The organism is Streptomyces sp. NPDC001858 (genome assembly GCF_053594615.1).
The window spans coordinates 53,731-76,872 of record NZ_JBSFEV010000044.1 but is presented as its reverse complement, the minus strand read 5'-3'; the positions used below and the strand labels follow the sequence as shown (position 1 = coordinate 76,872).

Genomic DNA, 23,142 nt, shown 5'->3' with positions numbered 1-23,142 from the left:
AACGACACTGCGGCGGAGGGTCCGGGTGCCGCTGTGGTGGAGTTGTTCGAGCGCCAGGTGGTGCGGACTCCGGATGCGGTGGCGGTGGTCGCGGACGGGGTGGAGGTGTCGTATCGGGAGTTGGACGCGGCGGCGAATCGGCTGGCGCGTTATCTGACGGCTCAGGGTGTGGGTGTCGAGTCGGTGGTGGGGTTGTGTCTGCCGTCCGGCGTGGAGATGGTCACTGCGATGTTGGCGGTGTGGAAGGCGGGGGCGGCTTATCTGCCGATCGATCCGCGGCATCCGACACAGCGGATCGTGTTCGCGTTGGCGGACAGCGGAGCGGTGTTGCTGCTGGCGACGGAGGACACGCTGGACGAGCTGCCTGAGGTTCACATGCGTGCGGTGGCTCTGGACGACCGGGTGACTGCTGCGCAGATCGCCGCGTGTTCTGAATCGGCGCTGTCGGTGGTGGTGGGTGGGGCGGGGTTGGCGTATGTGATGTATACGTCGGGGTCGTCGGGGGTGCCGAAGGGTGTGGCGGTGACGCATGGGGGGTTGGCGAATTATGTGGGGTGGGCTGTGGGTGCGTATGGGGTGGGGGTGGGTGGGGGTGTGCCGTTGCATTCGTCGTTGGCGTTCGATCTGGCGGTGACGAGTGTGTTGGTGCCGTTGGTGTCGGGGTCTGCGGTGGTGATGGGTGCCGTGGATGGTGTGGGTGGTGGTGTTGAGGGGTTGGTGGGTTTGTTGGGGTGTGGGGGTGGGTTCGGGTTGGTGAAGGTGGTGCCGGCGCATTTGGCGTTGTTGTCGGAGTCTGTGTCGGGTGAGCGGTTGGTGGGTGGTGCGCGGAGGTGGGTGGTGGGGGGTGAGGTGTTGTCGGGTGCGGTGGTGCGTTCGTGGTGGGAGCGGGTGCCGGGTTCGGTGGTGGTGAATGAGTATGGGCCGACGGAGACGGTGGTGGGTTGTTGTGTGTGTGAGGTGTCGGTGGGTGATGTGGTGGGTGTGTCGGTGCCGATCGGTCGGCCGATTGCGAATACGCGGGTGTTCGTGCTGGACGGGGGTCTGGGGCCGGTGCCGGTGGGTGTGGTGGGTGAGCTGTATGTGGCGGGTGCGCAGTTGGCGCGGGGGTATGTGGGCCGTGGGGGTTTGACGGCGGAGCGGTTCGTGGCGTGTCCGTTCGCGGCGGGTGAGCGGATGTATCGGACCGGGGATCTGGTGAGGTGGCTGCCGGACGGGCAGTTGGTGTTCGTGGGTCGGGCGGATGAGCAGGTGAAGGTCCGGGGTTTCCGGATCGAGCCTGGTGAGATCGAGAGCGTGCTGCAGGGCCACCCGCAGGTTGGTCAGGCTGTGGTGGTCGTTCGGGAGGATGCGCCGGGGGACAGGCGTCTGGTGGCCTATGTGGTGGCGGCCGATGCGGATGCGTCCGCCGAGGACCTGCCGGAGCAGGTTCGGGAGTTTGCGGGGCGGGGGTTGCCGGAGTACATGGTGCCGGCGGCGGTGGTGGTCCTGGAGCGGCTTCCGCTCGCGGTGAGTGGGAAGCTGGATCGTCGGGCGTTGCCGGCGCCGGACTATGCGGCGGGTGTGAGTGTGGGTGCGGGCCGGGGCCCGGTCACGGTGCAGGAGGAGATCCTGCTCGGGGCGTTCGCGCAAGTGCTGGGAATCGACCAGGTCGGGATGGACGACGACTTCTTCCGGCTGGGTGGGCACTCGGTGCTGGCGGTGCGGCTGGTGTCGCGGGTGCGGGCGCTGTTGGGCGTGGAGTTGCCGCTGCCGGTGTTGTTCGAGGCCCCGACGCCGGCCGGCCTGGTCGACTGGCTGACCGGATCGAGCGTGGGGCGGGCGCGGTTGGCGCTGCGCGCGGGGGTGCGTCCGGAGCGTGTGGGGTTGTCGTTCGCACAGCGCCGGATGTGGTTCCTGGGTCAGCTGGAGGGGCCGAACCCGACCTACAACGTCCCGATGGTGCTGCGGCTTATCGGCGAGCTGGACGTGGCGGCGTTGGACGCGGCGTGGCGCGACGTGCTCGGGCGGCACGAGTCGCTGCGCACGGTGTTCCCGGCCGTCGACGGCGAGCCCTACCAGCAGATCGTCGATCCGGACGAGCTGACCTGGGCGATGACAGTCGTTCCCAACCGCCGTCCTCACCATTCGGAGCTGCCCTTCCCGGACACCACCGAGTTGCAGCATCTGCCGCCGACGACCATGACCGTCGTGGAGCCGCTGACCGACCTCTCGATCGAGGCGCTTGCCTCGGCAGAGCTGGCCGGTGCCGTGGTCGGAGTGACTCGCTACGCGTTCGACGTGACCACGGAGATACCGATACGGGCCTGGCTGTTCGAGGTCTCTTCCGCCGAGCGGGTGCTCGTGCTGGTGCTGCATCACATTGCTGACGACGGACTGTCGATGGGTCCGCTGGCGCGGGACCTGTCGGAGGCGTACACGGCACGGCTACGAGGTGAGGCGCCGGAGTGGGCTCCGTTGCCGGTGCAGTACGCCGACTACGCGTTGTGGCAGCGGGAGCTGCTGGGGGGCGAGGCCGATCCGGACAGTCTTCTGTCGGCCCAGGTCGCCTACTGGCGGGAAGCGCTGGCCGGGATGCCGGAGGAGCTGGCGTTGCCGACGGACCGGCCGCGTCCGGCGGTGACCAGCCATCTCGGGCACAGCGTGCCGGTACGGGTGCCGACGGAGGTGCATCAGCGGCTGGTGGAGCTCGCCCGTGCCGAGGGTGTGACCGCGTTCATGGTGCTGCAGGCGGCGTTGGCCGTGCTGTTCTCCCGGCTCGGCGCGGGTACCGACATCCCGATCGGATCGGCGGTCGCGGGGCGTACCGACGACGCGTTGGACGGCCTGGTGGGCTGCTTCGTGAACTCGTTGGTGATCCGCACCGATCTGTCGGGTGATCCCGAGTTCCGGCAGGTGCTGGCCCGTGTGCGGGAAACCATGCTGGGAGCCCTGGCACACCAGGATGTGCCGTTCGAACGACTGGTCGAGGAAGTGGCGCCGTCCCGCTCGCTGGCCCGCCATCCGCTCTTCCAGGTGATCCTCACCATGGTGAACCCCGTGTACCCGGGGCAGGCCTCCGACGACGCGCCGGAGCTGACCGGCATCGAGGCGTCCGCGCTGTTCGCCGGAAAACAGGCGGCGAAGTTCGACCTGGACGTTCTGGTGGGCGAGACGTTCGACGCCGACGGGCGTCCGGCCGGGCTGCGTGGCGCGGTGACCGCTGCGGCGGACCTGTTCGACACGGCGACCGTCGAGCGCATCGTCCGCTGGTTCGTGCACGTCCTGGACGTGGTCACGGCGGCGCCGGAGGGCCGACTGCACACGGTGGAGGTGCTGGAGCCGGCCGAGCGGGACCTGGTGCTGCACGGCTGGAACGACACCGCCGGACCGCTGTCGGCTGCGACCGTCGCCGAGATGTTCCGGGAGCGGGTGACGGCGGCACCGGACGCGGTCGCGGTGGTGGCCGAAGGCGAGAGTCTCACCTACGGGCAGCTGGACCGACGGGCGAATCGGCTCGCGTGGTACCTGCGGCAGCACGGGGTGAGCGCGGAGTCGGTGGTCGGGTTGTGCCTGCCGCGCGGCGCCGAGATGATCGTCGCGATCCTCGGCGTCTGGAAGGCCGGGGCGGCCTACCTGCCGGTCGATCCGGGACTGACGGTGGACCGTATCGCGTTCATGCTGGCCGACAGCCGGGCGAGCCTGATGGTGAGCGTCGAGGACGTGATCGACGATCTGCCGGTCGGGCGGGTGCGGGTGGTGGCGCTCGACGACCCGGCGGTGAGCGCGGTGTTGGCCGGATGCCAGGACTCGCCCCCCGAGGTGAGCGTGGCCGGGCAGGCGTTGGCCTATGTGATCTATACATCGGGGTCGACGGGCGTGCCGAAGGGCGTGGCGGTGACCCACGGCTCGCTGGCGAACTACGTGGACAGCGTCTCGGCCCGGTTGGCGTGGTCCGGTGCGGGGCTGCGGTACGGGCTGCTGCAGCCTCAGGTGACGGATCTCGGAAACACGGTGGTGTTCGCCAGTCTCGTCACCGGCGGGCAGCTGCATGTGCTGGGCGAGGCTGCGGTGGTCGACCCGGCTGCGGTGGCCGACTATCTGGCCACCCACGAGATCGACCATGTGAAGGCGGTGCCGTCGCATCTGATGGCGCTGTCGGCCGGGACGGGGATCGAGCGGTTGCTGCCCGCGCGGTCGCTGGTGCTCGGTGGGGAAACGGCGCCGGCGGAATGGCTCGGCGAGCTGCTCGACGCGGCGGCGGCCGGCGGCCGTAGGGTGTTCAACCACTATGGGCCGACCGAGACGACCATCGGGGTGGCCACCACGGAGCTGACCCGAGACTCGATGGGCAGCGGGGTGGTGCCGGTCGGTACGCCGATCGCCCATACGCGACTCTTCGTCCTGGACGGTGGTTTGAGCCCGGTGCCGGTCGGCGTGGTCGGCGAACTGTACGTGGCCGGCGCTGCGCTGGCCCGGGGGTATGTGAGCCGACCCGGGTTGACGGGGGAGCGATTCGTGGCGTGTCCGTTCGGCTCGGGCGAGCGTATGTACAGGACCGGCGATCTGGTGAAGTGGCTCGGCGACGGCCGGATCGCGTTGGTGGGCCGAGCCGACGACCAGGTCAAGGTGCGCGGGTTCCGGATCGAGCCGGGAGAGGTGGAGAGTGTGCTGCGCGGCCACCCCGGCGTGGCCCAGGCGGCGGTGACGGCCCGCGAAGACACCCCTGGCGACCGGCGGCTGGTCGCCTACATCGTGCCCGCCGACGACGGCTCCGAGGACGTGGACGGTGAACTGGCGGCCTCTGTGCGGAAGTTCGTTGCGCAGCGCCTGCCCGACCACATGGTGCCCACGGCGGTGGTCGCGGTCGCCGAGATGCCCTTGACCGCTGGCGGCAAGCTCGACCGCGGCGCGCTTCCCGCCCCCACCGCGGTCACTGCCGACGTCCGGCGCGCACCCACGACACCGGTCGAGCAGGCGCTGTGCGAAGCGTTCGCTCAGGTTCTGGACATCGATGCGGTGGGGTTGGACGACAACTTCTTCGATCTCGGGGGGCATTCCCTGCTCGCGGTGCGTCTCATCTCCCGGATCCGAGTCGCCCTCGGAGTGGAAGTGGACATCCAGGTGCTCTTCGAGGCGCCGACCGTGACGATGCTCGCCGGACAGCTCGGCACGAAGAAGTCGGATCGACCGGCCTTGCGACCCATGCGGCGAGAACTGACCTGACGCCGATTCATGAACATCCATGAACGGGAGTGGGAAGCGGGCGAAGAAGGACGGAGCCGATGAAGGCCGATTTCCGCGAGATGATGGCATCGTTCCCGACGGGTGTGTCGGTGGTCGCGGCTCAGCACGGCCCCGCCGTGCCGTCGGGCATGACCTGTTCCGCGCTGTGCAGCCTCAGCGTCGACCCGTCGACCCTGCTCGTCTGTCTGCGCGCGCAGAGCCCGACGCTGCGGGCCGTCCTCGCCAGTGGCGCGTTCGCGGTCAATCTGCTGCACGGGGAGGCCGAGTGGGTCGCCTCGTTGTTCGCGTCGGGCGCGCCGGACCGGTTCGACCGGGTGCTGTGGCGGCCGACCGAGCATACGCGGAGCCCGGCGTTGGTGGAGGCGGCGCACGCCGTCGGAGATTGCACCGTCGACCGCACCTATCCCGCCGGCGACCATGTGATCGTCCTCGGAGCCGTGCGCGCCATCGAACGGTTCCGCACCGAGAGCGCGCTGCTGTACGGGTTCCGGCAGTACAGCCAATGGTCGCGGCAGGCGTGACGGGGCTCCCGCCGAGGCGGTGGGCGGACGGAGATCAGCCCGCGCCGCGCTGCACCGTCAACAGAGCGCCGCCGGGCCGAGGCGGCCCTTCGGGCTCATTCGGCGGCGCGTACCTTCTCCTCGAACTTCATCCAGCTCTCGGCGTACTGCCGTGCCAGGTCAGCCGTCGTCCTTGTGCAGTGGTCGGGCACTGCGGCCATTAGCTCCGGCCACTCCTTCACGACAATCGCGTTGTGGTGAAGGAGTCGCAGCAGCTCGCGGCCCAGCTGCTTTTGACGCAGCGAGGGATCGCGCAGCAGTTTCTCCAAGGCGTGGCCGGGGTCGAGCGGCGCCGGCACCGCACGGCGCTGGCTCTGCGGCCGCTCGGACTCTTCCGGGGCCGGTCCGGTGTCGGTGCCGCTCTCGGGTGCGGTCTGTGGCTGCGCCGTCTCCTTCGAGGCCGGTCCGGCGTCGGTGTCCGCCTCGGGTGCGGGGGGCAGCGCTCCCACCGGTGGTTTGCCGACCGCCAGCCGTCTCTTGACGTCACTCACCGTCGTGGGCGATACCCCGGCGAGCCTCGCGACCTCGCGCAGCGACGCCTGCGGGCGTTCTGCCAGTACCTGGGCGGCACGCAGTCGTCCTGCGGTGCTGTTCAGCGGGCGGGCCTTGCCGTCGATGCCGACGCGGGTCTGCGCCTGTGGTGCGGACAGGGCCAGGCGGCGGCGGAGGGCGGCAACCGTCTTGGCTCCGAGACCGGCGGCGCGGGCGATCGCGCGATCCGATATATGCGTGTGCGAGAGGATGATCCGCTCAGCGGCGGCGCGGCGGTCCGCGAGTGACAGCGGAAGGCCGTGGGCGATATTGGCCTGGACGGCACAGAGAAAGGCGTCTTCCGTGCTGCCGTCGAAGAAGACTGCTCTGATCTTCGCCTCGCCGCGCAGGATGGTGGCGAAGACGCGATGCACCCCGTCCACCACCTGCATATTGCGTCTATTGACGACTATGGGCGGAAGTTGACCTTCCGTTTCCGCTAATCGAACGATATGTTCTTGATCCTGCCCTGCGATGCGGGGAGATTCTCCCATGTGTAACGCCGCTATCGCGACGGTGACCACCTCCTTGTCGGGTTGGAAATGGCTTGTCTGTGTCCATTCCGTCAGGCTGGTTTGCGACTGCATCGGGGCAGTGGTGGAGGTGGTAGCGGTGCCGAGCTGCTTCAATGAGATCACCTCGCGGGGCAGCGGCCATTTCGCGGGAGGGCGGCCCCAATGTCACACGTCAGGTAAGCGCTGTCCAGTGCCCGCGGTCCTTTACGACGATGCCTGGACCGGTTTTGCGACGGCGGGTCGACGGGCCGTTGAGCAGCCTTGAATTCGATGTCCGGCATGGGTGTTGACCTGCGGTTCACGCTGTCAGGTGATCGACTTCACCCGGCGGCCCGCGGCCCTGAGGACGGTGTCCGCACCGGTTGGCCGGCGCGGACACCGCTTCAACTCGCCGGGGCCGCCCGGTCCTCTTGAGGGGAAGGGTTTTCTTGTTTGTCCAGTGCACGCGCGAACTCCCGCCAGGTGTCCGCGTTCTGCCGCGCCAGAGCGATGACCAGGGCATCGCAGTGCGGCGGAACGGCACCGGCCAGTTCGAACCACTTGTGCATTCCGATGACGTTCAACTGCAGCAGACGCAGCAGCCGTCGCCCCAGTTCCGCGTTGCGGACGGCGGGATCGTGCAGCAGCGGCTCCAGCAGGGAAGCCGACGTGTCCCGTGGGCGCCGGCGCCAGTCCTGCCGTTGCTCCGCCGACAGCTCGGGAGCGACGCCGGCCGACCGCATCGACTCGTCGACGACGCTCTCACCTGCGAGCAGCCGCTTTCGGACATCGCTCACCGTAGCCGGTGAGATTCCAGCCAGCCGGGCCACCTCCCGCAAGGAGGCTCTCGGATTCCGGGCGATCAGCTCCGCCGCCCGCTGCCGACCTGCCGCCCGGTCCACCGGCCGAACCCTGCCGTCCTTGCCGACGCGGGCGTTCAACTGCGTCCCGGACGCAGTTGAACGCCGGATGGCCGCCACGCTCTTCGCCCCGAGGCCGGACACCCGCGCGATGCTGCGATCGGACATGTGGGGATGCGAGGCGATGAGCCGCGCCGTCGCCGCTCGCCGGTCTGCCTGCGACAGCGGCAGACCGTGCCGTGTATTGGATTCGACGGCGAGCAGAAAGGCGTCATTCCGTGAAACGTCCACGAGAATTGCCTCGATCGTCTGCCGCCCTTTGAGGATGGCGGCAAGGACGCGATGCACGCCATCGACGACCTGCATGGTGCGCCGGTTCACCAGGATCGGAGGAAGTGGCGTCTCGCTCTCCGCGAGTTGTTCCGTGTATTTTTTGTCCTGGCCCGACAGACGCGGTGAGTCGCCGAATTGTAAGAGATATATCGGCAACTCCACATACTTCTCGGGCGGGTCTGTCGTACCGCCGTCGGCATTGGCTGAGGCGCTCGCCAAATCAAGGTGTGCTCTATTCGATCCGGGACCTATTTTCTCCACACCATCCCCCTTTTGGTGTAGTGGGTGCAGGAGTGCGGAACCTGTGAATCGACACAAAAAAATCACCCATGAGGCGCGGGGGCGCATGGGTGAATTGAGGGGTGTCGTACGAGACATCGGGCGGAGTGCACGAAAGCGATAGTATTGCGGTTGATATCGCGGTCGACTGTAAACGCGACTATGCCGTCAAAACGGCATGGCGCAGCCAACGGTTTTCCGAGCACGCCGAACCCCCGTACCCCCGCAGCGCAGGGCTGTCTTATGTCACCCGTCTCATCGCCTAGATGCTAGTCGGGGGTGTTGTGATGTCAAGCGTCCGGCAAGGCGGCGATGCAAAGAGTCAGTTATGATCATCCTGGCCGGAGTGCGGCGCCATGTCTGTGGAATGTCTGATGGATTGCCGTGCGTCGGTCGGCCGTCGTCGTTATTCAATGAATTGGACAAGTTGACGCACCGGCATTGAGATGAGCACTGCCTGCCTGCTAGGACGCGCGCGCCCGGGCCGAATACCGTGCAGGAGATCGGGGTGTCGATGAAGATCGCGACGGTGTGAGGGCGGTCGCCGGCGCGTGGGTCCAGGAGGGGAGAGGCTCCGGCCGCGTTCGACTTCCCCGGCCGGGCGGCCGGCGAGCCGCTCGACCCGTTCCGGACCCGGCTGCCTACGCGGCCGCGGACCGGGAGACCCCCGCGGCGCCACGCGCCGACCCTCCTTCGCACGGTGCGGGAAATCGCGCAATGCGAGCGCGCCATTCAAGCCGTGGCGATCATGGGAATATTGAGTGTTCCCGGGGCCGTCCGTAGCATCCTGCTCCATAGTCGGCGACGGAATGGATGCGGTCACCATGGAAGACGTCCTAGTGGTCGGCACCGGATTAATAGGAACCTCGGCCGCGCTCGCACTGACAGCCCGCGGCACCAAGGTGTACCTGCGGGACACGGACCCCGGCATGGCCGCGATCGCCGCCTCCCTCGGCGCCGGCACAGTGGAGGCTCCGCAACAGACCGTGGACCTGGCCGTCGTCGCCGTTCCGCCGAAAGCGGTGCCCGACGTTCTCGCCGGACTGCAACGCGAAGGCGCGGCACGGCACTACACCGACGTCGCCGGCGTGAAGGGCGGACCGCTGCAGGACATCGTCGCTCTCGCCTGTGACACCGCGCGCTACGTCGGCGGCCACCCGATGGCGGGCGGTGAGCGGAGCGGGCCGCGCGCCGCCCGGCCGGACCTCTTCGAGGGCTGCAACTGGGTGCTCACTCCGACCTCCGACACCGAAACCGAGACACTGAACAGCACGCTCGAACTCGTGGCGCTGTGCGGGGCCTTGCCCGTGGTGATGGAGGCCGCCGCCCACGACCGCGCGGTCGGCCTCGTCTCGCACGTTCCCCACGTCGTGGCGAGTCTGGTCGCCACCCTCCTGGAACAGGCCGAGGAACGCGCCGTGAGCCTGGCGGGACCGGGCATGCGCGACTTCACCCGGATCGCGGCCTCGGATCCGAGCCTGTGGGTGGACATCCTCAGCGCCAACGCGCTCGTGGTGGCCGACCTTCTCGAAGAGCTCTCGACAGGGCTGGACGACGCCGTCGAGGGCCTGCGGTCCATGGCGGCCACGGACGAGGACAAACGCAGCGGCGGTGCGCGGACGGTCGAGAACCTGCTGCGCCGCGGCCAGTTCGGGCGGGCCCGGATCTCCGGCAAGCGCGGCACGCGCCCCGAGCGGTACCGGACGGTGACGGTCGTCATCGGAGACGAGCCGGGCGAGCTGGCCCGGCTGTTCACCGACGCCTCCCGCGCCGGAGTCAACGTCGAGGACGTGCACCTGGAACACTCCGTCGGGCAGCCGACCGGGCTGGTCCATCTCAGCGTGGCCCGGGAACTGGTCGAGGTGCTCATGGCGGCCCTGCGCAACCACGGGTGGCGACACCGTTAGCGAGGGCCCCGCTGACCGCGTACGTCGCTGTCGCCTCGGAGTGGGGCTATTCTCCCGGTGTTGCCGGACAAGGGGTCCGGAGTGTGTTGGGGGTGTGTATGGCTTCGGGACGTGTAGTGCGGTTCGACAGCATGCGGGGTTATGGGTTCATCGCCCCGGATGGCGGCGGGGAGGACATCTTCCTGCATGTGAACGATCTGCTGATCCCCGAGGGGTATCTCCGCTCGGGACTGGCAGTCGAATTCGAGGTCGAGGACGGCGGCCGCGGGCTGAAGGCGTCGAACATCAAGCTCGCCCAGGGAGTCGAAGTCCCGGCCGTGTCGGCCCAGGCCGGCCAGGCCGTGCCGGCGGCGACACCGGGTCTCGCCTCGCCCAAGGGGCGAGCAGCGGATGCGGCCAGGTCGGCGGACGGCGAGTTCCCGATGTGCGACGTGCTCACCGGCGAGGAGTACCGCAGGGACATCACCGAGCTCCTGCTGACCGCGGGACCCGCTCTGACGGCAGATCAGATCCTGCAGATCCGCCATGAGTTGACGAAGTTCGGCGAGAGCCACGGCTGGATCGAGGACTGAGCCGGGCGAGACCCGCGGGCGCGGCGGCGAACCGGACGCCACAGCGGCGTCCGGTTCGCTGCTGTTCAGGGGGCGACCGTACTTCCACCGCTGGAAATTCGATGGGTAAAGGGCTGTGTAAAGCCATATCGGTGAGCGTTCAAGTGTGTGCTGCTGCAGTTGAACACGGCCGTGCGAGCTTGTTCTCCTGAACCGCCGCACGCCATAGTGCGGGGGACGAGCGGCGCGAATCCTCGGCGGCGCGTGCGTGGCGCTGGAGTGCCCTGAATCGTCGGGTGCCGGCTCTTTTCTGGGAGGTTGAGGGCGCACATGGCGGATGAGGAGAGGCTTCTCCAGCCGAAGGCGCCGGCCGAGCCGTCCTGCGCGATGGCGCCGGCGCCGGAGACGATGAATCTGCTATTCCCGAAATTCCCCGTGGTCGAGTCGTATGCGCAATCCCCGGAAGCACAGGTCGGGACGAAGCGGAATCCGGAACTCGACGACGGGTTCTTCGACGACATCGCCGATGACCCCATGACCCAGGTACTCGGGCTGGGCGGCACCCGAGCCGAACCGCGTGCCTTACTGCTGCGCGCGACCAACCGTCCGTCGCCGTACCGGCATATCGAGAGCGGCGGGCGCATCCGCTACTTCGGGCATGCCTGCCTGGTGCTGCAGACCCCCCGGGGCGCCGTGGTCACGGACCCGTTCATCGGTGCGGACAGCGGCGGGTGGGATCGCTACACGCTGGACGACCTGCCGGACTTCATCGACCTGGTGCTCGTCACCCGCGGGCACCAAGATCCCATCGTGCTGGAGACGCTCCTGCAACTGCGCGGCCGGATCGGGACGATCGTCGCACCCCGCTCCCCCTGGGGCAGCGGCTCGCAGGGCCCGTCCACCGGGCTGTATCTCAGCCGCCTCGGCTTCCCCGTGGTCGAGGCCGAGGACTACGGCGAGTTCGCCTTCCCCGGCGGCAGGGTCGTGGCCACGCCGTTCCTGGACGAGTGCGGCGCCCCTGACGTCCGCGGCGAGTCGACGTACTGGATGGAGCTGGCCGGCCGGTCCGTGTTCATCGGCACGGACTCCTCGGGCATCGATCCCGCCCACTATCGCCGTATCCGGCGGCAGCTGGGAACGGCCCGCTACGCCTTCCTCGGAATGGAGCGCGACAGCGCACAGCCGGCCTGGCTCTACCGGACTCTGCTGTCCCAGCTGGGGATGGACAAGAGGAGCAACTCGCCGAAGACACCGGGCTTGAGCGCCGAGCGGGCCGCCGCGATCACCACGGAACTCGGAGTCGGCGAGGCCTACGTCTATGCCGTGGGCGGAGAGCCCTGGCCCGGACACGTCGTGATCACGACACGCAATGGGGTCGTTCATCAGGTCAAGCAGATCGATCGGTTCCTCGCGTGGTGCGTGGATCACCGCATCAAGGCCGGCCACCTCTTCGGCCGGCAGGAATGGCGCTGGTGACCCACCACCCCTCGTATTGCACCCTCTCAGGAGGCAACCCATGGCTGTGCACGACGTCGCGTACGTCGAGCTGTACACGAGCAACAAGAAGTCCGTCGTCGACTACTTCGTCTCCTCGATGGGGTTCACGTACGCGGCGGAGGCGGTGGGAGTCGACCGGAGCTCGGCGCTGCTCCGGCAGGGCACGGTCCAACTCGTCGTCACCACGGGCCCGGTCACGTGGAAGTTCCTCAGATCGCACGGGGACGGCATCGCCGACATCGCACTGACCTGTGACGACGTCGAGGAGAGCAGACAGCGCGCGGTGGCCGCGGGAGCCACGGTGACCGGCTCCGCGCACGGCAGCCCGACGGTTTCCGGCTTCGGCGGCGTCACGCACACCCTTCTCCCCCGCGCGGACGACCCGGCGGCCGGCCCGCCGCCCGGGCGCACCTGGGCCGCCGTGCCGGACGCGTCGAGCGGCGCGCGGACCGGTCGGATCCAACTGCTCGACCACATCGCGATCTGCCTCGACGGAGGCGCCCTCGACGAGTACGGCGACTTCTACCGCGATGCCTTCGGGCTGTACCGCTACTCCTCGGAGTACGTGGACGTCGGCGAGCACGCCATGGACTCTGTCGTGATGCGCAGTTCCTCGGGCCGAGTCACCCTCACCCTCGTCGCACCCGATCCACAGAAGGGACGGGGCCAGCTCGACGCCTTCCTCGAGCGGAACGGCGGCGCGGGCGTGCAGCATCTGGCGTTCCTCGTCGAGAACATCGTCCCGGCGGTCCATGAATTCCGGGACCGGGGTGTGGAGTTCCTGACCGTTCCGGCCGCCTACTACGACAGCCTGCGCGAACGCCTCCCGGGCATGCAGACGGAGATCGACACCCTCCGCTCGGCGCGGGTGCTGGCGGATCGCGACGAATGGGGCCATCTCCTGCAGCTGTTCAGCCGGTCGCCGTACGAGCGCAACACGCTGTTCTACGAGCTGATACAGCGTCGTGGCTCCCGCGGGTTCGGCAGCGCGAACATCCGCGCCCTCTACGAAGCGGTGGAACGCGACCGGCTGGCCGCGGAATGAACCACGGCGGCGGCGCGGGCGGCCCGCTGACCCTGGCCGACTACGCCGAGCTGGCACACCGGCGCCTGGAGCCCGGAGTCTGGGACTTCGTCACAGGCGGGTCGGGGGACGAGCGGACCCTCGTCGCCAACGCGCAGGCCTTCGACCGCGTCCGGCTGCGCCCGCGGGTGCTCTCCGGCGTGGTGCAGCCGGTGCTCGGCACCCGGATCCTCGGCCGTGTCTGGGCCGCGCCGCTGGCCGTCGCACCCGTCGCGTACCACACGCTGGTTCATCCCGAGGGAGAGGTGGCCACGGCGGCGGCCACCGGGGCGGCAGGCGTGCCGTTCGTCGTCAGCACCTTCGCCGGACGCAGCTTCGAGGACATCGCCGCCGCCGCGACGGCCCCCTTGTGGCTGCAGCTCTATTGCTTCCGGGACCGCGGTGCGACCCGCGCCCTCGTCGAGCGCGCGGCACAGGCCGGTTTCGAGGCGCTGGTCCTCACCGTGGACACCCCCCACCTCGGCCGTCGGCTGCGGGATGTGCGCAATGGCTTCCGGCTGCCGCCCGGCGTCGAGCCGGCCAACCTGACCGGCGCCGGCTTCTCCTCACCCGGCTTCTCCTCACCCGGCGAACATGCCCGCGCGGCCTTCGACCCGGCCCTCGACTGGCACGTCGTCGAGTGGCTGCGCTCCGTCAGCCCGCTGCCGGTCCTGCTCAAGGGCATCCTCACCGGCCCCGACGCCCGCCGGGCGACGGAGGCCGGAGCGGACGGAATCGTCGTGTCCAACCACGGAGGCCGACAGCTGGACGGCGCTCCGGCGACGCTCGACGTGCTGCCCGAGATCGCGGCGGAGGTCGCCGGCCGCTGCACCGTCCTGCTGGACGGTGGCGTCCGGCGCGGCGGCGACGTCCTGGCCGCGCTGGCCCACGGGGCGGACGCCGTGCTGCTGGGCCGCCCCGTGCTGCACGGCCTGGCGGCGGCGGGCCGGGACGGCGTCGCGGACGTGCTCGGCATCCTGACCGAGGAACTCGCGGACGCGATGACGCTGTCCGGCTGCGCGTCGGTCGCCGACGCCGGCCCCGAACTGGTCTCGGCGGGCGCCCGGCCCGTCCCCGGCGGCGCCGGACGCCCGGCCGCGGCGGACCGCCCGCACGCGGCCGTCTCCGGGCTGCTGAGGGAGGAGTTGCACAGCAGCGTCCGCGACCCGGTGCTGGACACCATGAACTTCCTCAACGAGATCACGCACCGCTACCCCGACGCGATCTCCTTCGCACCCGGCCGCCCCTACGACGGCTTCTTCGACCCCGAACAGCTCTTCGTGCACATCCGCCGCTACATGGAGCACCTGGCCGCGTCCGGCAAATCCCCGGCCCAGGTCCGCGACGCCCTGTTCCAGTACGGGCCGACCGGCGGACAGATACGCGAGCTCGTCGCCGAGTCGCTGCGCGTGGACGAGGACATCGACGTCCCCGCCGAGTCCATCGTCGTCACGGTGGGCTGTCAGGAGGCGATGCTCCTCGCCCTGCGTGCCCTCATCGCGGGCCCCGACGACGCACTGCTCGTCTCCAGCCCGTGCTACGTGGGCATCACCGGCGCCGCACGCCTGCTCGACATCGAGCCCACCGCCGTCGAGGAAGGCCCCGACGGGTTCCGCTGCGCCGCCCTCGAAGAGGCGATTCGGATCGAGCGCAGCCGCGGCCGCCGCCCCCGTGCCTTCTACGTCATCCCCGACCACTCCAACCCGTCGGGCGCCACGATGGCGATGGACGAGCGGCAGCAGCTGCTGAAGCTCGCCACCCGCGAGGATTTCCTCATCCTGGAGGACAGCCCCTACCGGTTGGTGAGCCCGGGGCGACAACTGCCGGCCCTCAAGTCCCTCGACCGCGAGCGGTGCGTCGTCCAGCTGGGGTCGTTCGCCAAGTCGCTCTTCCCCGGCGCTCGGGTGGGCTACGCGGTCGCGGACCAGCTCGTCACGGACCGCTCGGGCAACACCGCGCTGCTCGCGGACGAGCTCACCCGGATCAAGAGCATGGTGACGGTCAACACGTCGGCGCTCAGCCAGGCCGTCGTCGGCGGGATGCTGCTCGCGGGCGACGGCGGCGCCGCCGAGCGCAACGCCGACCTCGCGCGCTACTACGGGGAAGCCATGCGGGCCACCCTCCAGCAGCTCGACGCCTCGTTCTCCGCGGCCGAGCGGGCCGAGCTGGGTGTCCGCTGGAACCGGCCCAGCGGCGGCTTCTTCCTCACCGTCAACGTCCCGTTCCCGGCCGACAACGCCGCCCTGGCCCGCTCGGCCGAAGAGTTCGGCGTCATCTGGACGCCCATGTCCTACTTCTATCCGCAGGGCGGCGGAGAGCGCACGCTCCGGCTGTCCGTCAGCTACCTCACCCCTGCCGACATCCATGAGGGAACAGCCCGCCTCGCGCAGTTCATCAAGGTGGCGGCCCGACAGTGAAAGGACGCACCATGCTCACCGCCGTACGACGTCCGCGCAGCAAGCCCCGTATGTGGGGGTGGACATACCGATGACCGTCACCGTCGTGCGACCGGGCGGCGCCACCACCGCGCCCGCGCTCCTGGAGCCCCGGCCGAAGCACCCCGTCAATCCGAGCCGCATCATCGGTGTCGGCACCGCCGTGACCGAGGCCTCCTACTCGCAGCGCACGCTGCTCGACCTCTTCGGCATCACCGACCCCAGGGTCCGTTCCGTCTTCCTCAACAGCGCCATCGAACGGCGCCACCTCACCCTCCCGCCCCGCGACGACGAAGGCGCCTTCCGCCACGAGTCCCAGAAAGAACTGCTCGCCAAGCACCGGCGACTGGCCCTCGACATGGGTGCGCGCGCGGTGCGCACCTGCCTGGCGGGCGCGGGCGTCGAGCTCGCGGACGTCGACTACCTGTGCTGCGTGACCACCACCGGCTTTCTCACCCCCGGTCTCAGCGCGCTGCTCATCCGGGACATGGGCATCGGCGCCGGCTGCAGCCGCGTGGACGTGGTCGGCATGGGCTGCAACGCGGGCCTGAACGCGCTGAACGGGACGGCGGCCTGGGCCATGGCCCACCCCGGACAAGTCGCCGTCCTGCTCTGTGCCGAGGCGTGCTCCGCCGCCTACGTCATGGACTCGACCATGCGCACCGCGGTCGTCAACAGCCTCTTCGGCGACGGAGCCGCCGCCATCGCGCTGCTCGCCGACCCACCCGACACCGCCGGGCCCGCCCCCGGGGAACTGCCGGAGGCCCCGGCCGGCTTCCTGGCCGGCCCGCGGCTGCTGGGCTTCGCCGGCCACCTCATCTCCGACGCGATGGACGCCATGCGCTACGACTGGGACGACGATCAGCACAAGTTCAGCTTCTACCTCGACCCCGACATCCCGTACGTGGTCGGGGCCCATGCGGAGCGGGTCGTGGACCGGCTGCTGGCCGACGCGGGGCTGCGCCGCAGCGCCGTCGCCCACTGGCTCGTGCACTCCGGCGGCAAGAAGGTCATCGACGCGGTCCGGGTGAACCTCGGCCTCACCCGCCACGACCTGCGCCACACCACCGGGGTGTTGCGCGACTACGGCAATGTGTCGAGCGGATCGTTCCTGTTCTCCTACGAGCGGCTGCTTCAGGAAGGCCACGTCCGAGCAGGCGATATCGGCGTGCTCATGACCATGGGGCCGGGTTCGACGATCGAGACGGCGCTGGTCCAATGGTGAGGGCGGCGCGGACGAGGCTTCGGATCGATGGTGGGCATCCGCCGTCGCCGCAGACCATTGCCGCGATCGGCACGGTGTGCGACGGCGCCGAGGACTCCGCCGGCCACGACCCGGTGATCGTCGAGCTGTCCGGGACCCCGTCCGGCGACTGGACCGGCGAGCTGACCGTGGGACTGGTCAGCAAGTGGGAGCGGGCCCTGCGCCGACTGGAGCGGCTGCCCACGACCACCATCGCGGTCGCCGACGGCGACTGCGGCGGTCCCGCCCTGGACGCTCTGCTGGTCACCGACATCCGCATCGCCACGCCCGCGCTGCGGCTGCTGATGCCCGTGGCCGACGGGGCCACCTGGCCCGGCATGGCGCTGCACCGGCTCGCCCAGCAGACGGCGGGCACGGCGGCGATCCGTCGCGCGGTGTTGTTCGGCGCCCCGATCGACGCCGCACAGGCGCTGGCACTGCACCTCGTCGACGAGGTGACCGACGACGCCGCGGGTTCGGTGACGGCGGCCGCCGAGCTCACCGCGCCGTTCGCCGGATCGGCGCTGGCCATCAGACGGCAGCTGCTGCTCGACGCCCGTACCGTCCCCTTCGAGGAGGCGCTCGGGGCCCATCTGGCCGCCTGCGACCGCGCGTTGCGGCAGACCTCGGACAAGGAGGCGAGGTGACCCGCACCGCAGCGCCCCCCCTTGCCGTCGGCGGACCGGCAGGAGATGCGGGCGCACAGGCGTCGGCTAGGGCGGAATTCGCACTGGAACAGGCGCTGCCTCTGTACCGCTTCGATGTGACAGGCAAGGTCGGCCGCTTCGCCGCCCGCGGCACGATTGGTTACAGAGAACGAGACAGGACGCGAAACCTGAAATGCGTCACTGTCCGTTGTGGCGAATATCGGCGGTGTACTGCTGCGCCCGTTCACGCACGATGTCCGGCAACTCACCGCGGGCCAGGTCGGCGAGCGTGGTGGTCTCCAGCACCTGGCGCAGGCTGGTGCGCACAGCCCGCCACACATCCGGGAGCACCATCGCCGCCCCCGGATACTCCAGGCCGGTCAGGCTCAGGTCCCGCACTTTCGCCAACGGGCCGTCCACCGCGCGGATCACAGCCGCGAGGCTGATCTCGGCGGCCGCTCCGGCCAACAGATAACCGCCCTGCGGACCCCGCACGCTGTGCACCAGACGGGCCAGCTTCAGCTCTCTCAGAATGCCGAAAAGGAACCGAACCGGGATGTCCTGACGGACCGACAACTGCTCGGCCGTCAGGGGCGTGTCGTCGGCCGCCGCCAACTCCGCCATCGCGCGCACCGCATAGTCCGTTCTCGCCGTGATCCGCATCCGGCCAATTTCTCATACCTGCAGGGGATTTGACGGCCCTCAGGTCCTACCGAAACGGATATCGGACAAGAGAAACGACGACTCTTGCGTGTAGTTCATCGAAATGGTGAACTATGCCGCACTGACCGTGCGGCCTTCGCGGTCCACGGTCCACGAGCCGCTCTTCGCGGCACCAGCGCGGAACCAGCGCGGCACCGGCGCGGCGCGAACACGGCACGAGCGCGGCACCAGCGCAGACGGTCCGCTGTGCACCGCGCGAGCGACACCGCGCAGCGGCACCAGCGCAGACGGTCCGCTGTGCACCGCGCGAGCGACACCGCGCACGGGCGCACATCCGGTCAAGCGGCCTGGCCGACAGGAGGCACGGCATGACGTCGTCAACACCGCGGGGATCGGTGGCCATCGTGGGAGTGGGTGCGGCCGGCGCTCTCGTCGCCGTACAGCTCTGCGAAACCGCCGTCCGCCGCCGGATCCCCCTGGAACTCCTGCTGATCGACCCGGCCGGGGAGGTCGGCCGCGGCACCGCCTACGCCACCCGCGACCCGCGGCACCTCCTCAACGTGCCTGCCGGGAACATGAGTTGTTACCCCGACGACCCGGGAAACTTCGTGCGATGGCTGTGTCGCCACGGCGAACCCACCATCACCGCCGCCGACTTCGTCTCGCGCTACCGCTACGGCGCCTACCTCGCGGACACCCTCGGCCGGGCCATCATCGCGGCCCACGGCACAGTCACCGTCCGCCGGCTGCGCACCCGGGTCGTCGACTGCCGCTGGAGCGACGGACCCGGCGGGACCGCCCGGCTCGAACTGGCCGACGGCACGACGGCCGACGCCGACAGCGTCGTACTCGCCACCGGCCCCGCTCCCTCCACCTCCGCGTGGCTTCCGCCCGCCCTGCGCGGCAGTGACCGTTTCCTCGCCACCCCCTGGACGCCGGGCGCCCTCGACACCCCGGCCCAGGAGCGCTGCTCGGACGACGTCCTGCTGATCGGAACCGGGCTGACCGCGGTGGACGTGGCCCTGCAACTGAACCGACCCGGTCGAACGGTGCACGCGGTGTCCCGCGGCGGGCGGCTGCCCCAGGCGCACGCCGTGACCCCGCTGCCCACCGTGGCCTGCGCCGAGCCGCTCACCGGGCTGCCGCTGCAGAACCTGCGCACCGCGGTCTACCGGCACGTCGGCCGGGTCATGCGCGCCCAGGGCGACTGGCGCCCCGCGCTGGACGGATTGCGCTCGCGCACGGCGGAACTGTGGGCGGCACTGTCCCTCGACGAGCGTGCCGAATTCGTCGAACGGGACGGCTCCCTCTGGAACGTGCACCGCCACCGGATGCCCCCGGCCACGGCGGAGAGCGTGGCCCGGATGCGCCGTACACGAGGTCTCAGGGTGATCCGGGGACGGATCGCCGACGCGCAGACCCTCCCGGACCGCTCGCTGAAGGTCTCCCTCACCGACGGCCGAGAACTGTCCGTGGGCTGGGTGGTGGACTGTACGGGGCCGGGCCTGCGGCTGGCGGACACGGCCGATCCGCTGTGGCGGAACCTGCTGCGACGCGGCGACGCGGTGCCCGGCCCACTGGGCATGGGCGTGTCCACTGACGACGGACGGCTGCGCGACCGCGACGGCCGGACGCGCCGCGCGGTGTGGACACTCGGCTCGCCACGCCGCGGCGAGTTGTGGGAGTCCACGGCGATCCCGGAGATCCGCGTCCAGGCCGCGGCCGCGGCCGAAGCGGTGCTCGGCCGGCCCGCCGCCGGCCCCGCCCATGCCACATCCGCCCGGCGCGCGGCCCGGCGTCCCACCGACGGCGGCGGCCTCGTTCTCAGCACCCACTCCGCCGCCGCGGCCGCCTACCGGTCAGGGGCGGACCGGGTGCTGAAGGTGCGGGCCGGCGCCCCGGCCGCGTTCCGGCGCGCCACGGCGCTCGACCCGGGCTTCGCGACCGCCCACGCCGCGCTCGCGCTGGTCGGACACGAGTGCGGAGCCGACGTGGACGTGCCCCGCACCCTGGCCGACGCGCAACGCAGCGCACGCGAACGGGCCGACGACCGCGAGCGCTCCTTCGTCCACGTGGTGTCTCAGCGGGTCCGGGGCACGGTCGCGGAGGGCGACGCGGCCCTCCTGCGACACCTGGAGAACTATCCGGGCGACCGGCTGGCACTCGCCACCGCGGTCCCGACGATCGCCTTCTCCGGCCTGTACGACCTCGACGGCAGCACCGCGCTCCGGCTGGTGGAAGAGACCGCGCCGGCCCACGACGGACACTGGTTCCACACGTCCCTGCTCGCCTTCATGCGCCAGGAGCAGGGCCGTTACGACGAGGCGGAAGCCCTGGCGGAACGGGCCCTTGCGAGGGAACCCGCGTCCGGGCACGCCATGCACGCGCTGGCGCATGTGCACTACGAGCGCGGCGACCACGACAGGGGCCGCGAACGGCTCGACGAGTGGCTGAGCGGCCGGGGCCGGGCCGGCACGCACCGTGCCCACTTCGCCTGGCACGCCGCCCTGCACGAACTGGCCGTCGAGGATGCGGCGGCGGTCCGGCGCAGGTGGGCGGGACAGCTGTCGCCCGGGAAGGTCAACGGCATCCGGGCGCTGGTCGACTCCGGTTCCCTGCTGTGGCGCGCCCGGATGTCCGACAACTGGCCGGGGCTGATACCGATCGACGACGTGCTGGACTCGGTCCCCGCCGACATCCTGGAGCGTCCGGCCACCGCGTTCACCGCACTGCACTCCGCGATCACCCTCACCGCCGCGGGAGACCTGCCGGGGCTGCGGCGGCTGCAGGCCCACGCCTCGGACTCCGATCACGTGCAGCGAGAGGTCATCGCCCCGCTGTGCGAGGCGTTCGCTCACCTGGTGGAAGAGAACTGGGCCGAGGCGGTGCGGCACCTGGAGCGCATCCTCCCGATGCTCCGGATGGTCGGCGGAAGCGCCGCCCAGCGCGAGGTCGTGGAGGAGACTCTGCTCTACGCGCAGGTCTCGGCGGGCCTCTGCGCCGCCGCCCGAGTACGCCTGCAGGAACGTCTGGACCGCCGCTCCTCACCGTCCGACCGACGCAGACTGGCAGCGCTCCCCGCCTGACAGGACCGGACCGGACCGGAGAACGGCGACGGAGGCGAACGGGCCGATCTGTAGTGCGTAGGCACCAGGGCATGTCGGCGGCTGGTCCGGGTGCACCAGGGGAAGACGGGGGCGGGGGACGATGCCCGTCGGGGCGTCGGAGGGAAGGGTTGGAGGCGCCGGCCGGGCAGGAAGAGGACCTCTCCATGCCACCGCACCGCACCACTCCGAACGACTCGCCCTGCTCACCCCGCGCGAACGAGAGATGGTCGCTCTGGTCGCGACCGGCCTGTCCAACCAGGAGATCGCCGAGCGGATGTTCCTCAGCCCCTTCACCGTCCGCGCCCACGTACAGCGCGCGATGACGAAGCTGGAGGCCCGCGACCGGGCGCAACTCGTCGTCATCGCCTACCGGACGGGCCTGGCCCACGCCTCCGGCGACGGCGGCGCCGACCGCCTGCCGTAGTCCGACCGATGTCGGTCGCCCGTCTATGCCTGTCGGTCGCCCGTCGGCGGCTGTCGGGCGGATGTCGACGGCTGTCGGGTGGGTGTCGACGGCTGTCGGGTGGGTGTCGGCGGTTCGTCGGCGGGGCCTGGCACCTTTCGAGAAACGGCCGGCCGGAGTTCACCGGACGCGCCCGATCCAGAGGAGCATCATGCACACCCCCGTCACGATCATCGGCGCCGGACTCGGCGGCCTCACGCTGGCCCGCGTGCTGCACGTCCACGGCATCCCGGCCACCGTCCACGAGGCGGAGCCCGCACCGACGGCGCGCACGCAGGGCGGGATGCTCGACATCCACGACCACAACGGCCAACCGGCCCTGCGAGCAGCCGGCTTGATGGACGAGTTCCGCGGCATCGTCCTGGAGGGCCGCCAGGCGATGCGCGTCCTCGACCGGGACGGGACCGTCCTGCTCGACCAGCCCGACGACGGCACCGGCGGCCGCCCCGAGGTACAGCGCGGCGAACTGCGCCAGCTGCTGCTCGACTCGCTCCCCGCCGGCACCGTCCGGTGGGGCCGCAAAGTCGTCAGCGTCCGTGCCCTGGGCGAGGCCCGCCACGAGGTGACCTTCGCCGACGGCAGTACCGTCGCCACGAGCCTGCTGGTCGGCGCGGACGGCGCGTGGTCACGGGTCCGCCCGCTGCTCTCCGCCGCCGTGCCCGAGTACACCGGCACGTCCTTCGTCGAGACCTATCTGTTCGACGCCGACACCCGTCACCCCGCTGCCGCGAAGGCGGTCGGCGGCGGGTCGATGTTCGCACTGGAGCCCGGCAAGCGGCAGATCAGCGCCCACCGGGAGAGCGGCGGGACCCTCCACACCTACGCGATGCTGTCCAAGCCGCTGGACTGGTTCGCCGGCATCGACTTCACCGACCCCTCCGCGGCCCTCCCCCGGATCGCGCAGGAGTTCGACGGCTGGGCCCCGGAACTCACCGCCCTGATCACCGACAGCGACACGGCACCGGTCCTGCGCCCCCACTACACACTGCCCGTCGGTCAACGGTGGGACCGGGTGCCGGGGGCCACCCTGATCGGCGACGCCGCCCACCTCATACCCCCGAACGGCGAAGGCGCCAACCTGGCCATGCTGGACGGCGCCGAACTCGGCGAGGCCCTCGCCGCGCACCCCGACGACATCGAGGCCGCCCTCACCGCGTACGAGCAGGCGATGTTCCCCCGCAGCGCCGCGGTCGCCGAAGCCGAAGCCGAAACCCCGGACAACCCCGCACTGGAGGACGTGATCAACTTCTTCACCCGGGACGAGTAGGGCCAGTGTCGAAGCTGAA

Annotated in this window: 14 protein-coding genes and 2 pseudogenes; 13 read left to right on the top strand and 3 right to left on the bottom strand. The window is 70.3% G+C overall.

What is annotated here, in order from left to right:
* Nucleotides 1-36: 36 nt before the first annotated feature.
* Both ACWCPF_RS38850 and ACWCPF_RS38845 read left to right on the top strand, forming a co-directional pair.
* Nucleotides 37-5,202, top strand: coding sequence for an amino acid adenylation domain-containing protein (locus tag ACWCPF_RS38850; RefSeq protein ID WP_451049845.1), 5,166 nt, complete (start codon nt 37-39; stop codon nt 5,200-5,202).
* A gap of 59 nt (nt 5,203-5,261) precedes the next feature.
* Nucleotides 5,262-5,744, top strand: coding sequence for a flavin reductase family protein (locus ACWCPF_RS38845; RefSeq protein WP_451049844.1), 483 nt, complete (start codon nt 5,262-5,264; stop codon nt 5,742-5,744).
* A gap of 95 nt (nt 5,745-5,839) precedes the next feature.
* Here the strand turns inward: ACWCPF_RS38845 and ACWCPF_RS38840 are convergent, their stop codons facing one another.
* Together ACWCPF_RS38840 and ACWCPF_RS38835 are read right to left on the bottom strand one after the other, a co-directional pair.
* Entirely contained in the window at nt 5,840-6,952 is a 1,113-nt protein-coding gene (locus tag ACWCPF_RS38840) for a transcriptional regulator (protein ID WP_451049843.1), read from the bottom strand.
* 260 nt (nt 6,953-7,212) lie between these two features.
* Entirely contained in the window at nt 7,213-8,262 is a 1,050-nt protein-coding gene (locus ACWCPF_RS38835; RefSeq protein ID WP_451049842.1) for a winged helix-turn-helix transcriptional regulator, read from the bottom strand.
* An 827-nt stretch (nt 8,263-9,089) separates the two neighbouring features.
* Between ACWCPF_RS38835 and ACWCPF_RS38830 the strand changes: the two genes are divergently transcribed.
* The 8 genes and pseudogenes from ACWCPF_RS38830 (at nt 9,090) to dpgB (ending at nt 17,623) form a co-directional block, all read left to right on the top strand.
* Complete coding sequence (locus tag ACWCPF_RS38830; RefSeq protein WP_451049841.1) at nt 9,090-10,187, top strand: prephenate dehydrogenase; 1,098 nt, start codon at nt 9,090-9,092, stop codon at nt 10,185-10,187.
* A 98-nt stretch (nt 10,188-10,285) separates the two neighbouring features.
* Entirely contained in the window at nt 10,286-10,759 is a 474-nt protein-coding gene (locus tag ACWCPF_RS38825; protein ID WP_451049840.1) for a cold-shock protein, read from the top strand.
* A gap of 309 nt (nt 10,760-11,068) precedes the next feature.
* On the top strand, nt 11,069-12,214 hold the full coding sequence (locus ACWCPF_RS38820; protein ID WP_451049839.1) for an MBL fold metallo-hydrolase: 1,146 nt from the start codon (nt 11,069-11,071) through the stop codon (nt 12,212-12,214).
* A gap of 40 nt (nt 12,215-12,254) precedes the next feature.
* Nucleotides 12,255-13,280 carry a 4-hydroxyphenylpyruvate dioxygenase gene (hppD, locus tag ACWCPF_RS38815; RefSeq protein ID WP_451049838.1) on the top strand — a complete coding sequence of 342 codons (1,026 nt, stop codon included), beginning with the start codon at nt 12,255-12,257 and terminating at the stop codon, nt 13,278-13,280.
* Nucleotides 13,277-14,293 (top strand): annotated as a pseudogene (locus tag ACWCPF_RS38810) (alpha-hydroxy acid oxidase); the annotation flags it as partial. The gene hppD and the pseudogene ACWCPF_RS38810, both read left to right, overlap by 4 nt.
* A 186-nt stretch (nt 14,294-14,479) precedes the next feature.
* Nucleotides 14,480-15,715 carry an aminotransferase-like domain-containing protein gene (locus tag ACWCPF_RS38805; RefSeq protein WP_451049851.1) on the top strand — a complete coding sequence of 412 codons (1,236 nt, stop codon included), beginning with the start codon at nt 14,480-14,482 and terminating at the stop codon, nt 15,713-15,715.
* Nucleotides 15,716-15,785: 70 nt separating this feature from the next.
* The gene (gene dpgA / locus ACWCPF_RS38800) at nt 15,786-16,958 is read left to right on the top strand and encodes a 3,5-dihydroxyphenylacetyl-CoA synthase DpgA (RefSeq protein ID WP_451049837.1); all 1,173 of its coding nucleotides are present in this window, start codon (nt 15,786-15,788) and stop codon (nt 16,956-16,958) included.
* Entirely contained in the window at nt 16,952-17,623 is a 672-nt protein-coding gene (gene dpgB, locus ACWCPF_RS38795; protein WP_451049836.1) for an enoyl-CoA-hydratase DpgB, read from the top strand. Before dpgA ends, dpgB begins: the two co-directional genes overlap by 7 nt.
* 198 nt (nt 17,624-17,821) lie before the next feature.
* Here dpgB and ACWCPF_RS38790 read toward each other — a convergent pair whose 3' ends face one another.
* Nucleotides 17,822-18,286, bottom strand: a complete 465-nt coding sequence (locus ACWCPF_RS38790) for an RrF2 family transcriptional regulator (protein WP_451049835.1) — start codon at nt 18,284-18,286, stop codon at nt 17,822-17,824.
* A 368-nt stretch (nt 18,287-18,654) separates the two neighbouring features.
* Between ACWCPF_RS38790 and ACWCPF_RS38785 the strand changes: the two genes are divergently transcribed.
* From ACWCPF_RS38785 to ACWCPF_RS38775, 3 genes and pseudogenes are all read left to right on the top strand, one after another.
* On the top strand, nt 18,655-21,372 hold the full coding sequence (locus ACWCPF_RS38785) for an FAD/NAD(P)-binding protein (protein WP_451049834.1): 2,718 nt from the start codon (nt 18,655-18,657) through the stop codon (nt 21,370-21,372).
* A 199-nt stretch (nt 21,373-21,571) separates the two neighbouring features.
* Nucleotides 21,572-21,817: pseudogene (locus ACWCPF_RS38780) on the top strand (response regulator transcription factor); the annotation flags it as partial.
* A gap of 190 nt (nt 21,818-22,007) precedes the next feature.
* A complete protein-coding gene (locus ACWCPF_RS38775) occupies nt 22,008-23,123 on the top strand; it encodes an FAD-dependent oxidoreductase (protein ID WP_451049833.1) in 1,116 nt (371 codons plus the stop codon).
* Nucleotides 23,124-23,142 lie beyond the last annotated feature (19 nt).